General features: G+C 30.3%; 7 protein-coding genes. All 7 read left to right on the forward strand.

The annotated features are described in order from the left end of the window. Positions 1 to 403 precede the first annotated feature (403 nt). On the forward strand, positions 404 to 796 hold the full coding sequence (locus tag QZL64_RS11955; RefSeq protein ID WP_021842192.1) for a hypothetical protein: 393 nt from the start codon (positions 404 to 406) through the stop codon (positions 794 to 796). Between the two features lie 116 nt (positions 797 to 912). Further along, entirely contained in the window at positions 913 to 1,209 is a 297-nt protein-coding gene (locus tag QZL64_RS11960) for a hypothetical protein (RefSeq protein ID WP_021842193.1), read from the forward strand. Positions 1,210 to 1,411: 202 nt separating this feature from the next. Continuing rightward, on the forward strand, positions 1,412 to 1,822 hold the full coding sequence (locus tag QZL64_RS11965) for a DUF7399 family protein (protein WP_021842194.1): 411 nt from the start codon (positions 1,412 to 1,414) through the stop codon (positions 1,820 to 1,822). Continuing rightward, positions 1,815 to 2,180 (forward strand): hypothetical protein, encoded by a 366-nt coding sequence (locus QZL64_RS11970; protein ID WP_021842195.1) that lies wholly within the window; start codon positions 1,815 to 1,817, stop codon positions 2,178 to 2,180. Before QZL64_RS11965 ends, QZL64_RS11970 begins: the two co-directional genes overlap by 8 nt. Beyond that, the gene (locus tag QZL64_RS11975) at positions 2,177 to 2,581 is read left to right on the forward strand and encodes a hypothetical protein (protein ID WP_021842196.1); all 405 of its coding nucleotides are present in this window, start codon (positions 2,177 to 2,179) and stop codon (positions 2,579 to 2,581) included. Before QZL64_RS11970 ends, QZL64_RS11975 begins: the two co-directional genes overlap by 4 nt. 161 nt (positions 2,582 to 2,742) lie before the next feature. Beyond that, positions 2,743 to 3,213, forward strand: a complete 471-nt coding sequence (locus QZL64_RS11980) for a hypothetical protein (RefSeq protein ID WP_021842198.1) — start codon at positions 2,743 to 2,745, stop codon at positions 3,211 to 3,213. After that, positions 3,156 to 3,875: dATP/dGTP diphosphohydrolase domain-containing protein (locus QZL64_RS11985; RefSeq protein ID WP_296309620.1), on the forward strand; the 720-nt coding region annotated here is incomplete at its 3' end. The genes QZL64_RS11980 and QZL64_RS11985, both read left to right, overlap by 58 nt.

A 3,875-nucleotide genomic window follows, 5' to 3' on the forward strand; every position in this document is an offset into this window, starting at 1 on the left:
AAAATTTATTATTAAAGAAAATGGAACAAAATTAGATTATAATACGTTCCTACATCCAGAGTAGGATATAGTAGTAGTTTAAAATGCAATTAGTAGTAATATAAACCATTACTCTTACTCTAGATAACTGCAGTATATAATATAATATTATCAAACTATATCATGATGAATGAGCCAAGATACTTAGAAATGATTAGACAAGGAGTTGTTAACATAAATGGTGATGATTTTAAAATAATCAGAGCATATGATGGATGCAGAGGGTGTTATTTTAGACAATTTGAAAACTTTAGTGGATGTCTAAATAATGTTGCACAAGGTATTTGTTGTAGTGCTGGTGGTCATATTCTAAGAAAAATTTCATAGTAATAGAACAAAAATTAATTAAGTACGTTTAGCCAGTATGGAAAATCAACAGGACATATTAAAGACCGTTATAGACGGTTTAGTGTATATCCCTACTAAGGATATGATAGTTAAGCCCTTAGAGGATGAATACGTAGAGAAAGAAATTATTAAGCCAGTAGAGACTGGTAAAAAGGACGAAAATGGTTATGATATCAATGATACCGAAACAGTTAAAGAAAAGGTATTAACTACGTTCAGAAAAGGTATTGTATTACGTCTGCCATCTGGATATCAGTGGCAAGATGAGAACAATCATCCTGAAGTAGGTGATGTGGTAGCATATCCTAGGAAAGCATCAATTGATTTTGATTTGTTCAAAGATAGTCAATTAATAAATCCTTATAATGTAGTAGCCTTTGTTAAAGGAGAAAAATATTTTAAAGACTAAGCGTAGTCTTAATTAATCGTGGTTGTAGTTGGATGTACTAGGGGTTAGCATAAAGTTAACCCCTTTTTTATTGTATAAAATATGCAACTTTTTTTGAATATTTGCGTTATGTGAATATGATTAAAGAAATGATAAATAACATGTTGGGTGAGTACTCAAAGTTCATTCAAATACAAGATGATGGTACAGTTAAGGTATTTGTTCCAGAAGACGTTAATAATCCTTCCATGGAAAATGCTACAGAATTAACATTATCCAAGAATGAAGCAATTAGTCTCATGGGTTTAGTAACCCAACCCAAACAATACGAAGTATGTGATTCTTCAAACAATTGCAGAATCATATCTGAAAAAGATCCTGATTTTGACGTAAACAAGTGGATTAAATTAGCACTTGGAACTATTAAAAAATAAATACTATGTCAGATTACCGAGTTACTATTACAACAGTCAAGGAAAAATGCCCATTTGATGCTAAACGGAAAAGCAAAGAATACTGCAAAGTATGTAAAGCTTGGAAAGATCCTTGTTCAGGATTAGGTATAGAAACTACGATTTCTTCAAGAAAAATTGGAGAAGATAAAATGAAACAAATAATAAATATCATTAAATAATTATGATTACAGAATATAAAGTTATTAAACCTTTTGGCGTATTAAAATCAGGCGATATCCTTACATTGGATAACGATATGTATACATTCTCTGATGAGAAATCTTCTGACTCACAAAATTATTATTCCCAAGTAAACGTAGCTGTATCATGTGATATGATTGAGGAATATGCTAAAAGTGGTTTAGTTGAGCCAATTGAAAATGTTACTGTTGAATCTAATGATGAGAAGAAAATCAGACAGATTCGTACTATTATTGCTCAATTGAAAAATACTTACAATCAACGTAAGAACAATATTGAAAAGAAGTATCAAGAAGGTAAAATTCAAACTTGTGTAAAGGTAGAACACGATACTGTATATTTCAATATGATGAAATTGTTAAATAAACTCGAGACAATCATAAATGAATAAACTAGTAAAAACCGTATCAAATGAAGAATTGATACCAGAGTTTTTACAAGCGCTTAATGGAATACTTAGGCTAACCGATAGAGAGCTTGAATTGATGGCTACACTTATCAAAATGGATATGGAATACGTTAAGGAACCTAACTCAAATAAGAATGTAGCAAACAGATATAATAGAAAATATATCATTGAGAATTTAGGTATTACTAAGGATAACCTAAGTAGATACATTAAGTCTTTCAAAGAGAAGGGTATTTTAATAGCTGGACCTGCTGAAGACGAACTTAGCGTAAATAAGGCTCTGATACCAGTTGTTATTGGAGATCGTTTGCAACTAACGATAATACTGAGAATAAAATGAAATGTTTAGATATAAAAACAGGTTCCATTCTTATCTATAAGAAATATGGTTTACTAAAATGTTGGTGGAATAAATTAATGAGAAAAGAATTACCATTTAATAAGTATGTTCTTTACTTTGGAAATTCTTCCATGTTTGTAGAAACCACGAACATCAAAGTAAAAGAAAAAGATAGATATATAATTTTAGAACCTATCAAACCATATAGTAAAAAGGAAGAAAAAGCTCTTAAGTTAGAAGTAGTAGAACACGTTATGATGAACAATGATACAAAGGATTTGTTTAGTGTGATAAATATAATTAGACCTTCTACAATAGACGTAGAATCATTTACAATCGATGGTTTGCTTAAAAATAAATACTATAGAATAGTATATGATTCAAAAGGAAAAAACTTCTAATATCTATATACAATTAGCAAATAAATATAATATTCCACATCAAGTAGTAGAAGTAATTTGTAATCACCCGTTTAAATTTGCAAATAGAGTTATTTCAAATGATGAAGATACTAAAACAATAATGTTTGGGTATTTATTCAAAATCAAACCAAAAAGAAAGTATGAAAAAACCAGAGAGAATGAAAAACAAAACAACTAAAGCTTTTTTATATCAAAATCTATATCCTGTAAATCTTTATGTTACTACTCTGGATGATTGGGAAGATGCTTGTGATTTTTTTGATTTCTTTCTTACTACCAAAGAACTTAGAAATGATGAACCAGAAAGAGATCGTCCCAAACTAAGTAGTGTAATGGGAGCTACGTTCTTGGTCAGAGAGAAATATTCTAGAGCTGTTGGTATATTAATAGTACTAGATGATTTCCATTGTTCTACTTTAGCTCATGAATCAATCCATTATGCAGATGCTGTATATGATTATTTATCAATGAATGCAGAAGGATATAATGAAGGAAATGAACAATATGCTTATTTAGTTACTTGGTGTGTGGAACAACTTGAAGATTTTATAGAATGCAAAAGGAAGGAAAAAAGAATGACGAGAAAGATGACAAAACAAGATGGGAATTAATGCCTCTTGATTGTCTTGAAGATATTGCCAGAGTATATACAGAAGGAGCTAAGAAGTATGGAGAAAATACATGGCAATATCTTGATAATGGTTATCAAAGATACAAAGCGGCTTTGTTGCGTCATCTGTGGGAATTCGAAAAAGGAAATGAAATAGATCCAGAAACAGGTTGCCACCATCTTGCGCAAGTATGTTGGAATAGCATTGCTCTTCTATATCTTTCTAAGCACTCTATGAAGGATATGACCGTAGAAATATGGAGAACCGCATACAATTTTCCAGATTATGAAGTATCTAATTTTGGTAAAGTACGATCAAAAGATAGAATAATAGAACATTCTAACGGACGTCTACATAAAACGATTGGAAAAATTCTAGTTCAACGGCTAGATCACAACGGATATCTAACTGTATCATTACAAAAGAATAAAAGGAATTACAAAGTAAAAGTACATAGATTAGTATTATCAACATTTTCAGAATGTATTGGAGAACAGGTAAACCATATAGATGAAGATAAAACTAATAACAAATTATTGAATCTAGAATGGTGTACTGCTAAATACAATGCTAATTATGGTACTAGGAATGCAAGAATTCAAAAAAGGAATGAACACAGAAGAAAAACTGGACAAGATACTACTGAATCAACAAGTGATACT

The sequence above is a fragment of the Veillonella sp. CAG:933 genome (assembly GCF_000431435.1).
GTDB lineage: Bacteria > Bacillota > Negativicutes > Veillonellales > Veillonellaceae > Veillonella_A.

What these genes read in the sequence shown, in the direction of transcription:
- QZL64_RS11955 (WP_021842192.1), top strand. Translation starts at nt 404, where the DNA reads ATGGAAAATCAACAGGACATATTAAAGACCGTTATAGACGGTTTAGTG.
- QZL64_RS11960 (WP_021842193.1), top strand. Translation starts at nt 913, where the DNA reads ATGATTAAAGAAATGATAAATAACATGTTGGGTGAGTACTCAAAGTTC.
- QZL64_RS11965 (WP_021842194.1), top strand. Translation starts at nt 1,412, where the DNA reads ATGATTACAGAATATAAAGTTATTAAACCTTTTGGCGTATTAAAATCA.
- QZL64_RS11970 (WP_021842195.1), top strand. Translation starts at nt 1,815, where the DNA reads ATGAATAAACTAGTAAAAACCGTATCAAATGAAGAATTGATACCAGAG.
- QZL64_RS11975 (WP_021842196.1), top strand. Translation starts at nt 2,177, where the DNA reads ATGAAATGTTTAGATATAAAAACAGGTTCCATTCTTATCTATAAGAAA.
- QZL64_RS11980 (WP_021842198.1), top strand. Translation starts at nt 2,743, where the DNA reads ATGAAAAAACCAGAGAGAATGAAAAACAAAACAACTAAAGCTTTTTTA.